This is a genomic window from Sphingomonas sp. CROZ-RG-20F-R02-07, assembly GCF_022662335.1.
Taxonomy (GTDB): domain Bacteria; phylum Pseudomonadota; class Alphaproteobacteria; order Sphingomonadales; family Sphingomonadaceae; genus Sphingomonas.
Genome location: NZ_JAKNQJ010000004.1, coordinates 131,237 through 144,962 on the forward strand (window position 1 = coordinate 131,237; position 13,726 = coordinate 144,962).

The window sequence follows — 13,726 nt, forward strand, 5'->3', positions numbered from 1 at the left end:
GGGCCACCAAGCCCTAGCTAGCCCGGGAAGGAGACGATCCATGACGACCATCAACCAGGCAGGCAGCTTCACCCTCGGCGATCGCGCGGTCACCCGGATGGGCTATGGCGCGATGCAGCTCGCCGGACCGCATGTGTTCGGACCACCGAGCGACCGCGATGCTGCGCTGGCCGTGCTGCGCGAGGCGGTGGCAGCGGGCGTCACCCACATCGACACCAGTGACTTCTACGGTCCGCACGTCGTCAACGCGTTGATCCGCGAGGCGCTCGCCCCTTATCCGGATGACCTCGTCCTGGTGACCAAGGTCGGCGCGGTGCGCGGGCACGATGCCTCCTGGAACATCGCGGCGTCCGCCGACGACCTGCGCCGTGCGATCGAGAACAATCTGCGCAACTTGGGGCTGGACGCACTGGACGTGGTCAACTTCCGCGCGATGCTCGGCGGCGGCAACCAAGGCCCGACCGAAGGGTCGATCGCCGCACCCTTCGCAGCACTGGCGGCGATGCGCGAAGAAGGGCTGATCCGTCATCTCGGCGTCAGCAACGTCACGGAGCGCCAGGTCGCAGAGGCGAGGGGGCTCGCGCCGGTCGTTTGCGTGCAGAACCAGTATAATCTTGCCCATCGAAACGATGACGCGCTGATCGACGCGCTGATCGCAGACGGCATCGCCTATGTGCCGTTCTTTCCACTGGGCGGATTCAGCCCGCTTCAGTCGTCGCAGCTGGACGAGGTCGCCGCCGAGCTCGGCGCGACGCCGATGCAGGTGGCGCTCGCCTGGCTGCTGCGGCGTTCGCCCAACATCCTGCTCATTCCAGGAACGTCGTCAGTGGGGCATTTACGCGAGAACCTAAAGGCCGCGTCGCTGCAATTGCCTGACGAGGCGCTGGCTAAGCTTGACCGGATCAGCAGCTAGCCGGTGTGAAGGTCAACCTGAACGCGCGACCGTAATCGGGCGCTCGTTCAGGCGCAATGAATGGCGGTTCGTGGGTCTGATCTGCCGCTGCCCCGGTCAACGGCGATTTTCGATCGTCATCACACAGCATCCAGTTTTACGGACGTTCTTTCTGCAATTTACCCTTCAAAAAGCCTTGTCTTATGTTCATCTCTAATCCCGAAAAGGCGCAACGGACTGGGTTTGAGATCCAACATCTCTAGAACGCCAGCCGCAGGCCACCCTGTGCCGATGCCCGGCGATCGGAGTCGCCGCTTTCCCCCGACACCGCGCCGAACAGCGCAAGTCGCGGCGACAATGCCACGTCCGCCCCCAACTTCGCGGTGGCGAGGAGCGGTGCGCGCGGTGCCCCCGCCGCCAGCAGGGCGACTGCGCCGCCGCCGAACCCGGCCAGCGCATAGGGCGTACGCCCCTCGGCCTGATAGCGCGCGCCGATCGTCAGGTACGGCCGAACGCCCGCGGTGCCGAAACTCACGTCTCGGGCGAACGTCACGCCCCCGTCGACGAACGTCGCGGTGGTGCGCCGCCCGGCGACCGTGAGCGCGAATGCGGAGCTGCCCGTTTCGGTTACGCCGTCGCGCGTGGTGCGGATCGCGGTGCCGCCGACGCTCGGGCGCATGCTCCACCCTCCTGCCAGCGCAAGCGTCGCATCGATGCTGGCGTCCGCAACCCAGCTATGCAGGGCGTAGCGTGCGCTCTCCGTGCCACCGGGCACGACGCGGCGCGTGCTGGCATGGGCATCGTCATAGGCCAGCGTCGCCCGAAAGCCGATCGCGCGATAGTGCGCGCGTCCGTGGACGCCCGCGACCGCCCCGTCGGCCATCGTCCGCGCGCCAAGGCCGGCCAGCGACTGATGGTCGTTCAGATAGCCGCCGAACGCGCCCAGCGACCAGCCGGCGCCCGCCACGCCGATCCCGCCCAGAAAGCCATAGCCGTTGGTCGTGGTCCGTGCGGTGCCCCGCTCGTCATTCACCTCCAGCGTGCGCGTGCTGCCCAGCGTACTGGCAAAGGTGTAGAGGCCCGGTGTGTCGCGGTTCGGCGCGAATGCAGCGCCACGGGCGGCGTCCGACAGCGTCAGGCCGTTCTCCGTGCCGATCTGGCGCGCGGCGGCATAAGCCTCGGGCGTAAGCTGCGCAAAGGCGGCGGCGTTGGTGCCGCCCGACGTGGTGACCAGCAGCGGCACGGCGGCGAGCAGCGCGGCGCTCGACCGGCCGCCGACCAGCGTGTCGTTGACGTAATCGACGCTGCGCCGGACCTGACCTGTGTAGGCCGCGTCGTTCAGGAATTCGCCGAGCAACCGGATGCGGTTGGCATCCTGCACCACGAAGCCGAACAGCGATGCGGGCTTGGTGATGGTCGTGAAGCTGCCGGTGATGCCACCAGTGGCGGTCACGAGATCCAGCGAGGCGCCCGGCGTTACATTGCCCGACGGCACGAGTTGCAACGTCGCGCCACTTGCGATCGAAACGGCGCCGTTGACGACGAGCTTGTCCGACACCGCCGGCGTGATCTCGAACAGCGACACCGACGTGGCGCCGAGCGCGACGTTGCCGTTGACTGTCATCGTCCCCGGCGATGCGCCGGGGCTGAGGATGCCGGCCACCGTGATGGTGCCATTGACCGTCCCCGCCGAACCGAACGTCGCCCCCTGGCCGACCGTGAAGCCCGACGCCGCCAGCGTCGAGCCGGCGAGCCCGACGAGCCGGCCGCCCGTCAGCGCGACGCTGCCCAGCGATGCCATGCCGGAGACGGTCGCGAAGCCCGCGCTCTGCCGATATACGGCTTCGTTGGCGATGGAAGAGAAGGCGACGGGCGCGGCCGCGCTGCCACCCGCTACGTCGATGCTGTTGCTGCCGGCGCCGCCGTCCACCGATCCGACGAAGCCCCCGGCGATGACGAGATGGTTGTCCGCCGCCCCGAAGGCGACGGCGGAGGACAGGCTGGCGTCCGCGCCCACCGTCAGATTGCCCGCGATCGCGGTCGCCGCATAGGACAGCGCGCCGCCTGCGAGCGTCAGCGTGCCCGATCCTTCCGTCACCAGCCGCTGGAAGCGGGTGAGCGTGCCGGCGCGTAGCGTATAGTCGCCCGCCGACAGGTCGAGCGTCGCGGTGCTTGCCCCCGTACCGCCCGAGACCGTGCCCGCGAGCGTGCCGCCGGCGGCGAGGCGGAAGCCGTTGACGCCCGCGCCGAGGTCGATCGCTCCCGCAAGCGTGCCGCCGCGCGCCACCGTGATCGTCTCGTTCCCCGAAAAGGCGAGCGTCGCGCCCGTGCTGCCGAGCGTTCCCGAAACGGTGAGGGCGCCGCCCGCGAGGCTCACCGCCTGGAAGCCGGTGACTGAGCCGGAGAGCGTGACGGGGCCGGCGGTCAGGAGGCGCAACGTGTTGGTGCCCGCACCGCCGTCGTAGCGGCCCGCGAGCGTCGGGGCCGTCGTCGCCAGCGTATCGTTGCCGGCGCCGAGTTGCACCGTCCTCAAATCGCGGTCGAGGGTGACGGTCACGCCCGTCGAGCCCGTGCCGATGATCTGGCCGACCGTGTAGGTGCCGCTGGTCAGGGCCAGGCCGGTGCCGCTCAGCGTTACCGTGCCGAAACTCTGGTCGAGCACCAGCCCGAGCGTGCCGCAGCCGTCCACCGCCAGGTTCTGGAAGTTGGATCGCGCGCCGATGCCGGTACGGTCGCCGGCGAGGACGACGCGGTACAGATTGGTGCCCGTGCCGCCATCGACTCCGCCTTGCGCCGTGCTGCCGACGCCCTCCACGAACGTGTCGTCGCCGGACCCGAGCTGGACGCGGCCGCCGATCGTGCCGTTATTGACGACGGTGTCGTTGCCGTCGGCCAGAGTGATGCCGCCCGCGATCGTACCGCCGTTGACGATGGCGAGATTGCCGCTGCCGGCGATGCCGGTGACGGTGGTCGCGCCCGTCGTCGCCAGCGACTGTCCGGTCGCGACCGTCAGCGTGCCGCCCGCCAGAGCGATGGTGCCGACGGCAAAGGTGCCGGAATAGACACCGATGCCCGTACCGGTCTGCGTGACGCTCGCGAAGTTGGCGATCCCCGATGCCGCCAACGTGGCGGTGCCCCCGGTCGCGTCGACGACGAACATGTTGGTGCCCGCGCCGCCGTCGACGAGACCCGAGACAATGCCGCCCGCGCGCTGGATGAAATAGTCATCGGCATGACCGAGCGTGACCGTGCCGTTGATGGTACCGGCATTGTCTGCAATCAGGGGGGACGGACCGGAGTAGTTAAGATAGTCGAGGCTCACATTGCCGTTTATCGTCCCGGCGTTGGTAAGCGAACCGCCCGAGACCCGGATTGCATACTGGTTAGTCCCTCCGGAAATTACACCGCCGGCAAGATTGGTGATGGTCATACCGTTATAGCCGCCGACGATGGCGGCGTCGGTACGACTAGCGATTGTGCCCGAGTTCGTAACGGACACAGTCGTGTACGACCCCTGTACGGCGTTCGCCCCGACGTCGATCGTGCCACTGTTATTCAAGCTATCGACGTTGACGATGCCCAAGGATGATGTGCTACCCGCCTGCCGGATCACGCCTGTGTTGATTACCGTGCCCGTAGCCCGGATGCCCGTGCCGCCGGCAAGCAGGATCGATCCTGTGTTGGTCACGCTTGCTCCTCCACCGACCGCCGCGAGCCCCGCGCTTGTGGACGCGTAAGTGGTCGTGTCGGCGACATTGATGGTGCCCGCGTTGACGAAGCTATCCTGCGCCGAAAGCGTGATCCCGCTTGAGAGATTGCCATATTGGTCTGTGCGCGTGATGGTGAGGGTGCCGTGGCTTGTGATCGCCAGCCCGGGTATGGCGGCGGCCGTTGTTCCGGATGTAGGCTGCGCCGCAACAACGGCGAGCGCGGGAGCGTTTGCCGTCACGAAGTCGGCGGTCACGTCCACAGTGCCGTTCCCAGCGAGGATCAGTGGCAGCGTTTGCGGTGCCGTAGTTTTCAGCACCAGTGATGCGCCCGCGACGAGCTCGTAACCGGCAGTCGCAAATGGTCCGACGGGCCCCAAGACGGCGCTAACTTGCCCGGTGACTCGGTAGCGTAGCAGGCCACCGTTGCTGGTTACCGTACCGCTGATACCTGCAAACAATCCGGTACCGGTGTTCGCCAGATCGGTCACCAGCGTGTCGCCGCGCCCAAGCGCTAAATTGCCGTTAAGTATGCCGCCCGGAAGCGCGACGAAGTTATTCGCGTTGTTAACGCTGCTCTGCGACGAAAGGAAGGTGACATTGCCATTGATGGTCCCCGCATTGAAGACGGTGCTATTGTATACGCTCGTCGAGCCATAGGGGTCGACTCCAGTGATCGCATAAGCTCCACCTGAAATCACACCGCCTTCGAGATTGTTGAGCACGCCATCGCTCGACAAGCCTACAGCGGTGCCCATCCCCGTTGCTGCGATCGTACCGCTATTGTTCAGCAGGATAGACGTGACCGCGCCATAAGTCGCGCCTTCGATCCGTCCTGTGTTGACCGCCGCGATGTTGCCCACGCTGCCAGTCAGTTGGACGGCCGTTCCAGACGAGGAACGAATCAGGCCACGATTGTCCAATGCGCTCGAGAACTGTTCGATCGCGGTACCCGACGCGATCACCGATCCAGTGTTGAGTAGAGTGCCGCCCGATTGCGCCACCCCGTTACCATTAGCCGCTATCGTCCCGCTGTTGGTAATCGCAGTCGCACCCAGATCGATCGCATACAGCCCTTGCGTCACCGTGGCTTGGATGCCGCCGGCATTGATGAAGTTGGGAGCCGCATTCGTGACATAATAGGGGCGGAGGAATGCTTGCCCGTTCGTCGTGATCGTTGCTTCGTTCCGGATCGTGCCTGCCCCGGCTAATTCAATCGTGCCCGGCGCGACGAAGCCGCTGGTGAGCGTGACCGTCGCACCTGATGCCGGTGCCAGACGCAGGCGTTGGAAGCTCGTCGGCAACGTCACGGCGGTCGCAATGCGCAAGTCTGCCGCGGGCGCGAGCACCACTGAATTGGTGCCTGCCCCGGCATCAAGCGTACCAGTTATTCCCGTCACCAGCGTCGCGGAGCCATTGTAGAGCGCGTAAACCAGATCGTTGCCGATGCCGAGTGTCACATTCCCCATGATGCGGCCTGCGGTCGAATCGACGGTAGCGTAGAAGCCGGTGCCCTGCGCAGGAACGTCGGTTACGTTGCCGGTGATCACTCCGGCGTTCGTAAGGGACAATTGAGAACTGGCCGCGATGGCTGTGCCACCGCTGGTGGCGATGCGACCGCCAGCGACATTGATGATCGTTATAGAGCTCCCCTGCACGGCCGCTCCGGTTCCGGCATTGCTGATGGTGCCGCTGTTAGTCAGCGGCTGCAGTTGCCCAAGGTTTGCGATCGTCGCCGCGTTCGACGATGACCGGATCGTGCCGCTGTTCGTCCAAACACCTGCAGTCGGACCCGCATCATAGGTGGTCGTCTGGTCGACCGCACTGCGCGTGGCTCCGTCAATCAGCCCCGCGTTAGACAAGCGGCCGACAGTTCCGACGATCGCCCCAATCGACCCCGTCGCAGCGTTGCTGATAACGTCGAAGCCACCCCGCGCGAGGTTCGACGATAGCAACGCCACGCCACCGGATCCACTGATGGTGCCACCATTGTCCAGACCCGCAATCGCGTAGCCCGAGTTGTTGCCCAGCGATGTGCCAATAATGATGCCGCTCGTTCCGGTCACGAGAGCTCCAGCCATGACAGTGACTGCCGAGCGGGTGCCGTAAGGATCATATCCTCCACCCGCCACGCCGCCCGAAAGCAGAGAAATCCCAGCTTGCGTGCCGCCGTCGACCGTACCGCCGATCAGTACTGAAGCGACCCGGTAGTTATAGGTTGTGGTACTGGCGGGCACCTCTACCGCGATCGCCGCAGCGCCGGTGTTCGTCACCCTCGCACCGCTGGCGACGGTTAGCGTCGTAGCATTCGTCGTAACGCGGATGCCGTTCGTGTCCGTCCCTGTACAGGTGGACGAACCGTTTGTAACAGTTGGATCAGGCGCGCACTGCGCTTGAGCATTGGACGGCAGCGCACAGCCCCATGCCAGCACGCTCGTGCCAAGCGCGAGCGACAAGCGGCGGCGATGCGCCCATTCCAATGCGGTCATCCTGAGTTCCCCCTGCTTCGACCAGCTGATCGAGCAGAGCGGATAAGATGACGGATCGTTTAGGTCGTCAAGCCCTCACACCGGCGCCGGTGGCCTCCCCGGCCTGGCGTATAGACAGCGCAGGGGCCCCGGCATCGAGGATGTGAACGATTGGTCACGTATCGGAAGGCCGCCGATGCTTGAGCGTCACCCGTTGGTTTCGAGGCCCGCGAACTAGTCGGCGTAGCGCGTGTTCCTGGCCATGTGCCGGTTCAGGTCTTCGTCGCCGGCCCACCAGACCGGGCCGCGTTCGCCGAGCGCCACCTTGGCCACCTGTACGGCGCCCCGCGCGGACCGCAGCGCGGCAGGATCGCCACCGGCCAACGCATCGCGGACGGCGCGGCGCGCCTTCATCAAGTCCGCGACATGCGCCTGGCGCAGCTCGTCGGAAAGATCCGGGTTCGCGCGGCGCCATAGCTGGCCGCGCACGACGATGTAGCGGCCGTCGGGCGTGACCGGGGGCGCCGTCACGCTTTCCGGCGCAGCAGCCAAGCGGCGATGCCGGCGATCGCGACCGTTCCGGTGGCGCCGGCTGCCATGGCGACGTGACGCCGCTGATCGGGACGCCGCCGCCCGCCGTCGGGGCCGCTCGGCGCCATCGGCGGATCGTACAAGGCGCCGCTGGTGTCGTCACCCGCAGCCGCGCGCTTCGACCAGATGTCGAGAAAGCCGCTCATGACTGCGGCGCCCAGGTTCGGCGTGGCGAACTGGCCGAGCTTCAGCGCGATCGCCGGCGCGCCGACGACACTGGTGTTGCGCGGGTGCCTCGCCAGCCGGACGACCGCCCGTGCGACGCTTTCCGGGGCGAGCGCGCCCGGCGGCAGCGAGAGCCTGGCACCGGTATAATTGCCGGCGTGATCGACGCCGGGCGTGTCGACGAAGGTGGGGTACACGTCGCACACATGGATGTGCGGCCGCTTCGACAATTCGCCGCGTAGCGCCTGGCTGAACCCGCGCAGGCCGAACTTGCTGGCGGCATAGGCGGCCGCATAGGGGGTGGCGACGAAGCCGCCGACCGAAATCATGTTGACCCAGATGCCATGGTCCTGCCGGAGGAAGATCGGCAGCACGGCATGCGCGTCGTTCATATGGCCGACGAGATTGGCCTCGATCACGCGCGCGTGATCGGCCATCGGCACGTCCTCGTAACGGCCAAGCACGCCGACGCCGACGCAACTGAACCACAGATCGATGCCGCCGAGCCACTGGCTGGCCTCGGCGGCGAACTCGCGAACGGCACCGGCGTCGGTCACGTCCACGGTGCGGAGCTGCGCCTGCCCACCCGCGTCCCGGCACCGGTTCGCGATGTCCGCCAACCCCGCTTCGCCGCGCGCGCCCAGCATGAGCCGGGCCCCTTGCGCGGCGAAGGCGATCGCGGTCGCCGCACCGATCCCGCTCGATGCGCCGGTGATGACGACGCGGAGGGGCGCCTCGGTCATCGGCCGATCGCGTCCTTGACGGCATCGGCCGCTTTGCCGAGCAGGCCCTTCTCGGCTTCCTTGGCCTCCGCCTTGGTCTTGAACGCTGCCCCTTCCGGCTCGGCGGGCGGCGCATAGACCGAAAACAGCTTGAGCGCGTCTGCGCCCTTGTTGATGACGTTGTGCTCCGAACCCTTGGGCACGACGACGAGGTGGTTGGCGCCCGCCTTGGTCGAATGGCCGTCGATGACGAACTGCGCTTGGCCTTCGACGATGAAGGTCGTCTGATCGGCGGGATGAGTCTCCAGCCCGATCTCCTCGCCCGCGGGGATGCTCATGAGGACGATCTGCACTTTGGGATCGCGATAGACCTCCTTCTGCCACAACGCATTCTTGCGCGTGAGATCGACCATGTCCTTGTTGAAGATCGCCATCGTTCATTCTCCCGTCCGTGTCGTGACGAGGACGAACGCGGGGCGGCGACGTTCCTGAAGAAAGCGATTCGATTGTCGTTCGAGGGTGGAACCCCGGGCGTGGCGGTCCCGGTCGACGGTCCCCGCGCACCCGCTCCGATGCCGCGCTAACTTATTGACGGGATTGGCTTGCCGTAAGCGATGCCGCCCTGCATCCTCCGCCGCGAGGGAGACGAGCATGCGTTGGATGGCGATGTTAGCGGCGGTCGGACTGGCGGCGCCCGCCATGGCTTCTCCGCCCGACCGGACGGAGCGGTTGCTCGCCGAACTGGCCGATGCGCCGGGGCCGTCGGGCTATGAGGAAGCGGTGCGCTCCATCATGGCGCGCGAACTCACCCCCCTGGCGGACAAGGTGAGCTATGACGGGGTCGGTTCGGTCATCGCGCAGCAGGGGAAGAGCGGCCCCAGGGTCATGCTCGATGCGCATATGGACGAACTGGGCGGGCTCGTCCGCCGCGTCACGCCGGCCGGCTTTCTGTCGATGCAGATGCTGGGCGGCTGGCTCGATCAGGCGCTGCCCGACCAGCGGTGGATCATCATCGGTCGCAAGGGGCCGGTGCACGCCGTGACGGGGATCCGCGACATCCACGTCGTGCCGGCGGACGAGCGCACCAAGGTGTTTCCCCGCGACAGTCTGTATCTCGACGTCGGTGCGCGCAACGCCGCGGAGGTCGAGGCGCTGGGCATCGGCCCGGGCGATCCGGTCGTGCCCGATTCGCCGTTCGTCGCGTTGCCGGGCGGCCGCTATCTCGGCAAGGCCTGGGACGACCGGGTGGGCTGCGCGGTCGTCGTCGAGGCCTTGCGGCGCCTGCGCGCGAGCGGCCATCCCAACCAGCTTTTCGTCGCGGCCACCGTGCAGGAGGAGATCGGCCTTCGCGGTGCTCGGACGGCGGCCGACGTCATCAAACCCGACATCGGCATTGCGATCGAGGGCGGGATCACCGGCGACAGCCCGGGCCGCAACCCGGAAGAGACGCAGGCCAGGCTGGGCGGTGGCCCGGGCTTGTTCCTCTACGACAGCAGTACGCTTCCCAACCGCCGCTTCGTCACGCTGGTAAGCGACGTGGCGGCGGCCAAGGACATCCCGCTGCAGCGAGACCTCGTGCAAGGCTATGGCGACGACAGCGCGGCGATCCAGGCGACCAATGGCGGCGTTCCCACCATCAACCTGGTCGTGCCCGCGCGTTACACCCACGCGCACAACGGCATCATCGATCGCGCCGATTTCGACCGCACCGTCGATCTGGTCGTCGCGCTGATCCAGCGCCTGGATGCGCCCACGGTCGCGAAGATGCGAGACTTCGCACCGGAGCGTTGAAGGTGGAGTGAGGCGCCGATCACATCTGGACCGATACGGCCGGGCGCGCGTCACACCGCGTCCGATCGGCTGTTCGGCGGATTTCCGTAGAGGGTCGTCTCGCCATAGCTTCGGACCAGGAGCGTGTAACGCTGCGCCAGTTCCAGATGCGCACGCCGCGCGCACTCGCTCGCTGCCGATCGAACGCGTTCGAGTTCCTGCTGGGCGCGTCTGAGGTGATGATCGCGGTCGGAGCCGTTCATGGCGACCTCCTGGTTCTGGATCGGGCCGTCGCTAGATCAGGTACGATCCGTCGGGGCGCGATGCTGCTGCTCGAAACGCTCGACCGCAACTTGCCCTCGATCGGCCCAGATCCCCCCCGATGCGGCCGAGACGTGGCGCGAGCGACAGAGCTACGCCGCCGCGACCGGGACCCTGGCCCATCATGGCATCGTCGTGCGGGCGGACGGGGCCGACGTCTATGTCGCGACGCGACGCGCGTGGCAGCCGCTCGTCTGCCGCATCGTGCCGACGCTCGGCTACGAGATCGGCGAGATCGATCGCCGTGACGTCGAGGTGTCGGGAACTCCCGGGTGAACCGCGGGCACCCAGCCAGGGCGCGTGGGTGCGTCAGCGCGGGGCCAGCACGACGGTGGTGGGCTGCGCCGACAGTGCGATCGTCTGCGCCCCGCGCTCCGCCGTGCCGGTCGCGACGGCATAGCGGCGCCCGCCCGCGGTGGTGGTCTCCAACCGCAGCCGGGCCGACGGTGTGGTCGCATCGGCCGGGTCGAGCGTCAGCGTGATCGCGCCGGTTTTGGGTGCATAGCTGGCGGAGGCGATCTTGCCCGCCTCCAGCGTGATCCACGCTCCTGCAGGCGCCACGAACAGGCGCGCGCGGGCGCCATCCTTGGGCGCCACCGTCACCTTGCCACCGGTTCGCGTCAGGTTGCCGCCATAGGCGAGCCAGCCGAACGTCGCGTCGTTCACCAGATACGTCGCCGCGGCATAGGCATGGCCGAAAAAGCCCATGCCGTAATCGCCGGTATAGGGATCCCAGGCCATGCGATCGGGCCAGCTGTGGAACGCCGCCGAGCCGAAGCCGTCGCGATCGATATTGGTGATCCCACCCATCATCCCGCCATAGGCGACGCGCAGCAGGTGCGTGTCGGCCGGGTTTGCACGGTACGCGTCGAACAGCGGGACCGCGTTGAGCGCGGAGCCATAATGGTGGATCTGCCGCTCGATCCGCGGATATTTGCCGCCGTACAGGAAATCCCAGTAGCGCCGAACATTGCCGTTATAGCCCCAGCTCGGGATCGTCGGATCATAGCCCAGGATCGCCTCGCGGGTGGTTTCGGCCTGCGGCTGATAGCCGAAATAGCGCATCCAGGCATAGACTTCGGGCTGGCCGGTCGAGTCCCAGGCCATCTCGCTGCCGAAGGGATAGCGCAGCGTCTTCCAGTGATCGGCGCGGTCCTTCATCAGCGCCTCCATATGCGTCGCCTCGACGGTCATGCCCTCGCGCTGGAGATCCTTCAGGATGTCGACGAACACGTCGCCCTCCATCAGCCCGAACTGCGTGTAATAGGGCGCATCGCGCATCATCGCGGTCACGGTCGTATAGGCATGGTCGAGATACCATTTCCAGCCATGCGCGCTCACCAGCCCCGGATGGTTGCGCGCCAGGCGGTAGAGCACCCAATGGCCGATCGCGACATGCGGGTAATTATAGGCGCGGCCGAGATCGTCGGCATCCTTGTGCGACCATGACGTCCAGCTTCGCCAATTCTCATTCGGGTCGTAATAGCCCGGATGCTCGGCCGGGGCGTAATAGAAGAGGCTCTTCTTGACCGCGCCGGCATGGTCGCCGCCGGCGACCTGGAGGTTGCCGACCACGGTCTTGTCGACCAGCGTTTCCAGCTTCCCAACTTCGGCGGGGTCGGGATTGTCGAGCTGCTTCATCATCGCCGCGACCCAACTTCCGGCGCCGCCTTCGTCGCTCATGCCCGAAATCCACACCCGCGGTTCCTGCGTGACGATCCGGCCCGCTTCCTTGTCGTAGGTGAGGATCGCGGGGGTGCGGTGGAACGGATCGGCGGGATCGTCGAACCATTGCCGCGTGGTGGTGAAATGGCCGATATCGGCCATCACCTGGTCGAGCGGCTTGGTGATGGCATAGCTCACCGTCTGTACCGTGCCGTCGGCATAGGTGATGCTGAGCCGTGCCGGGCCCCAGCCATGCGCCTGCACGGCGTAGCGCACCCAGCTCTTGGCGCCGGGAGCCGGCGTGGCGACCAGCGCGCCCGCTGGGAAAGACTCGATCCTGGCGACCTTGCTGCCATAGTTCAGGAACAGCGATGCGTGGAGGTCGGTCGGCACGACATAGCCGGGAATGCCGACCGCGACCGGGCGATGCTGCGCGGCGAGCGTCGCCTCGATGCCGCGAATATCGGGCGATTGCACGAAGCGCACGCCGATGTCGCGCCGTTCACCCGGGGCGAGCGTGATGCTGGTCGGCGCGTTCCACGGGGTGCCGGCCTTGCTCCATTCCCGGTCCGCATAGCCCTTCGATGCGAGGGTCCAGTCGTAAAAGCCTTCCGACGTCTGGCTGCGCCGGCTTTTCTCGGTGAAGGTCGCGTCCCTGGGCGCATCGCGCTCGGACGGCAGCGGGACATAGGCTTCGAGCGGGCTGTGCCCCTCGGGCAATACCAGCAGGGCCGGGCCCTTGCCGCTCAGCCGCGTGACCTGGAGATAGCCCGCGTCGCGCCCGATATAGGGATCGACGAAGCTGGCGGCGGCGTGCGCCTGTTCGAGCGTGCGGCCGTCGATGATGTTGTCGAACACCATCGGCATGCCGAGCACGCCGATCTCCACCGGCGTGCGCGCCGTGTTGACCAGGGTGAAGCGCAGCGCCGGGGTGCCGCCGACATCGACCCAGCGGCGCTCGACCCGGATCGGGATGCCGTCGCCCATCGAGGCTGTGATGTCGGCTGCGGCCAGCGTGGTGCCGCGCGCGGGCAGGATCGTGATCGCCCGGCGCCGGTGCGCCGAGGCGAAGTCACGCCATGCGCCGCCGGGGATGCGCAAGCGGATGTCGATGTCGCCGACATGGTTGTAGCCGTCGCCCTGGCGCTCTGCCTCGCGCGTGCCGGGCACGAAATCGAAGGTCGGTTCGGCGAGCGGCGACAGGCCGGCGAGCGTCTGCGTATCGCGCCGCAGGACGAGCCGTAGCGCACCGACGCGCAGCGAAGTGGTCGCGATCGGCCGGCAGACGGGCTTCGGCGGTTGGGCGTCCTGCGCGGTGACGGGAAGCGGCATCGCGGCGGCCAGGGCGAGTGACAAAGCACGCAGCCGTCGGATGGATGGCATCGGCTGTCTCACTGGTCGGCCATGGTGGATGCGCTGGGGTGC

At 67.1% G+C, this 13,726-nt stretch carries 9 protein-coding genes; 3 read left to right on the forward strand and 6 right to left on the reverse strand.

Annotation, left to right across the window (positions count from 1 at the left end):
- Positions 1–40 precede the first annotated feature (40 nt).
- On the forward strand, positions 41–913 hold the full coding sequence (locus L8H00_RS08305; RefSeq protein WP_242097054.1) for an aldo/keto reductase family oxidoreductase: 873 nt from the start codon (positions 41–43) through the stop codon (positions 911–913).
- Positions 914–1,151: 238 nt separating this feature from the next.
- Here L8H00_RS08305 and L8H00_RS08310 read toward each other — a convergent pair whose 3' ends face one another.
- From L8H00_RS08310 to L8H00_RS08325, 4 genes are all read right to left on the reverse strand, one after another.
- Positions 1,152–6,149 carry an autotransporter outer membrane beta-barrel domain-containing protein gene (locus tag L8H00_RS08310; RefSeq protein ID WP_242096836.1) on the reverse strand — a complete coding sequence of 1,666 codons (4,998 nt, stop codon included), beginning with the start codon at positions 6,147–6,149 and terminating at the stop codon, positions 1,152–1,154.
- Between the two features lie 1,152 nt (positions 6,150–7,301).
- Positions 7,302–7,598 carry a hypothetical protein gene (locus L8H00_RS08315; protein ID WP_242096837.1) on the reverse strand — a complete coding sequence of 99 codons (297 nt, stop codon included), beginning with the start codon at positions 7,596–7,598 and terminating at the stop codon, positions 7,302–7,304.
- The gene (locus L8H00_RS08320) at positions 7,595–8,566 is read right to left on the reverse strand and encodes an SDR family oxidoreductase (RefSeq protein ID WP_242096838.1); all 972 of its coding nucleotides are present in this window, start codon (positions 8,564–8,566) and stop codon (positions 7,595–7,597) included. The genes L8H00_RS08315 and L8H00_RS08320 overlap by 4 nt, the downstream gene beginning before the upstream one ends.
- Entirely contained in the window at positions 8,563–8,979 is a 417-nt protein-coding gene (locus L8H00_RS08325; RefSeq protein ID WP_242096839.1) for a cupin domain-containing protein, read from the reverse strand. The genes L8H00_RS08320 and L8H00_RS08325 overlap by 4 nt, the downstream gene beginning before the upstream one ends.
- Positions 8,980–9,196: 217 nt before the next feature.
- Here L8H00_RS08325 and L8H00_RS08330 point away from each other — a divergent pair, with 217 nt between their 5' ends.
- Positions 9,197–10,336, forward strand: coding sequence for a M42 family metallopeptidase (locus L8H00_RS08330; RefSeq protein WP_242096840.1), 1,140 nt, complete (start codon positions 9,197–9,199; stop codon positions 10,334–10,336).
- A 50-nt stretch (positions 10,337–10,386) separates the two neighbouring features.
- On the opposite strand, the gene L8H00_RS08335 is transcribed toward L8H00_RS08330, so the two are convergent.
- Entirely contained in the window at positions 10,387–10,578 is a 192-nt protein-coding gene (locus L8H00_RS08335) for a hypothetical protein (RefSeq protein ID WP_242096841.1), read from the reverse strand.
- Between L8H00_RS08335 and L8H00_RS08340 the strand changes: the two genes are divergently transcribed.
- Entirely contained in the window at positions 10,577–10,912 is a 336-nt protein-coding gene (locus tag L8H00_RS08340) for a hypothetical protein (RefSeq protein WP_242096842.1), read from the forward strand. The two genes, L8H00_RS08335 and L8H00_RS08340, sit on opposite strands and share 2 nt — an antisense overlap.
- Before the next feature lie 33 nt (positions 10,913–10,945).
- Here L8H00_RS08340 and L8H00_RS08345 read toward each other — a convergent pair whose 3' ends face one another.
- Entirely contained in the window at positions 10,946–13,684 is a 2,739-nt protein-coding gene (locus L8H00_RS08345) for a DUF5695 domain-containing protein (protein WP_242096843.1), read from the reverse strand.
- Between the last annotated feature and the right edge of the window lie 42 nt (positions 13,685–13,726).

Excerpts from the sequence above, each read along its gene's own strand:
- L8H00_RS08340 (WP_242096842.1), top strand. The coding sequence starts at position 10,577 with ATGGCGACCTCCTGGTTCTGGATCGGGCCGTCGCTAGATCAGGTACGA.
- L8H00_RS08325 (WP_242096839.1), bottom strand. The coding sequence starts at position 8,979 with ATGGCGATCTTCAACAAGGACATGGTCGATCTCACGCGCAAGAATGCG.
- L8H00_RS08335 (WP_242096841.1), bottom strand. The coding sequence starts at position 10,578 with ATGAACGGCTCCGACCGCGATCATCACCTCAGACGCGCCCAGCAGGAA.
- L8H00_RS08345 (WP_242096843.1), bottom strand. The coding sequence starts at position 13,684 with ATGCCATCCATCCGACGGCTGCGTGCTTTGTCACTCGCCCTGGCCGCC.
- L8H00_RS08320 (WP_242096838.1), bottom strand. The coding sequence starts at position 8,566 with ATGACCGAGGCGCCCCTCCGCGTCGTCATCACCGGCGCATCGAGCGGG.
- L8H00_RS08305 (WP_242097054.1), top strand. The coding sequence starts at position 41 with ATGACGACCATCAACCAGGCAGGCAGCTTCACCCTCGGCGATCGCGCG.
- L8H00_RS08330 (WP_242096840.1), top strand. The coding sequence starts at position 9,197 with ATGCGTTGGATGGCGATGTTAGCGGCGGTCGGACTGGCGGCGCCCGCC.